Here is a 1,223-nt window from a genome sequence, read left to right as displayed (position 1 = left end):
TGTAGTGGTCCAGTTTTTTTGGACCATTGCGTAGGAGTATTAGGCCGCCATTTCCTCAAAAGTAACTGGCGGCAGGTTATTCGAGGCGGAGTGACAACGCCGGTGGTTGTAATGGGCAATAAAATCCATCACGTCCCGCTCTGCCTCGAAATGATTCTGGTAGCCGTTTTCCGGTGACCAATCGTACTTCTGTGATCTGAAGTAGCGCTCAACGACGGCATTATCCCAGCAATTACCGCGTCGGCTCATACTCTGCACAATGTTCTTTTCAGCCAAATATTTTACGAAGCGCTCAGCGGTGTACTGGCAGCCCTGGTCCGAGTGGAAAACCAGCTCAGAAGTAGGACGGCGTATGCCCACAGCCAACTGCAACGCCTTAAGCGAAAGCTCCGTATCCGCCGTTCTCGAAAACGCCCAGCCTACAATCCTGCGCGAGAAAAGATCCATGACAACCGCCAAATACAGCCAGCTCCCACCGACCCTGATGTAAGTAATATCTCCTGCCCAAAAAGTGTTCGGGGCCGCGGGATTAAAGCGACGGGCCAGGATATTAGGTGCGATGTTGGAGGGCTTGGTCATTCGCCGATAGTGGGCGTAACGTGCGCGCCGCCTGACCAGCCCGAGGGTTTTCATCAGGCCACGCATTCGATGACGCCCCACTTTCATCCCCTGTTTCTTAAGCGCTTTGCTAAAACCCCTACTACCCAAAGCACCACGATGCTCTTTATGCAGCTGGCGAATTTTCTTCTCCAGCTGACGCTCAATTCCGCGCGGTCGCTTGGGCTGACGTTGCGCGTAATAGCTGCTGCGAGGGACACCGAAAAGACAGCACAGGTGTCGTACCGACATCGCGCCTTTGGTGCCCTCGATCATTTTATTCGGCTGAAAAGCACCTTTAGATGAGAGGGCAACTGCTTTTTTAAGACGTCATTTTCTGCCTCCAGCAGCGCTAATCTGGCCTGAAGTGAATCAATCAGATCTTGATCCTGCGGGCGGGTGGTTTGCGAGGCTCCTACATGCTCCTTGTGCCATCGGGAAACCCACCGCCGCAAAGCCGTCGGCCCCACGCCGGTTTGTTCGCACGCCTTTGGCACGGAGTAATTCATTTCCACGACCAAGCGAATGGCCTCGGCTTTTTCTTCGGCAGTTACGACCCGAAATCCCATGATGAATCCTTAAGTTGATACTCCTACATGATGGTCCATAAATATTGAGCCACAACA

2 protein-coding genes are annotated in these 1,223 nt (G+C 53.1%); both read right to left on the bottom strand.

Going from position 1 to position 1,223, the window contains the following annotated elements; all coding sequences use genetic code 11:
• Positions 1-39: 39 nt before the first annotated feature.
• A complete protein-coding gene (locus WG29040_RS24265) occupies positions 40-873 on the bottom strand; it encodes an IS3 family transposase (RefSeq protein WP_127197096.1) in 834 nt (277 codons plus the stop codon).
• Complete coding sequence (locus WG29040_RS24260; RefSeq protein WP_010656393.1) at positions 870-1,166, bottom strand: transposase; 297 nt, start codon at positions 1,164-1,166, stop codon at positions 870-872. Before WG29040_RS24260 ends, WG29040_RS24265 begins: the two co-directional genes overlap by 4 nt.
• Positions 1,167-1,223: the final 57 nt, after the last annotated feature.

The organism is Pseudomonas sp. PAMC 29040, from assembly GCF_003994535.1.
Lineage (GTDB): Bacteria > Pseudomonadota > Gammaproteobacteria > Pseudomonadales > Pseudomonadaceae > Aquipseudomonas > Aquipseudomonas paraversuta.
Note: the sequence above shows the minus strand (reverse complement) of the source record. Positions and strands in the feature narration are given on the sequence as shown.

What these genes read in the sequence shown, in the direction of transcription:
- WG29040_RS24265 (WP_127197096.1), bottom strand. Translation starts at nt 873, where the DNA reads ATGATCGAGGGCACCAAAGGCGCGATGTCGGTACGACACCTGTGCTGT.
- WG29040_RS24260 (WP_010656393.1), bottom strand. Translation starts at nt 1,166, where the DNA reads ATGGGATTTCGGGTCGTAACTGCCGAAGAAAAAGCCGAGGCCATTCGC.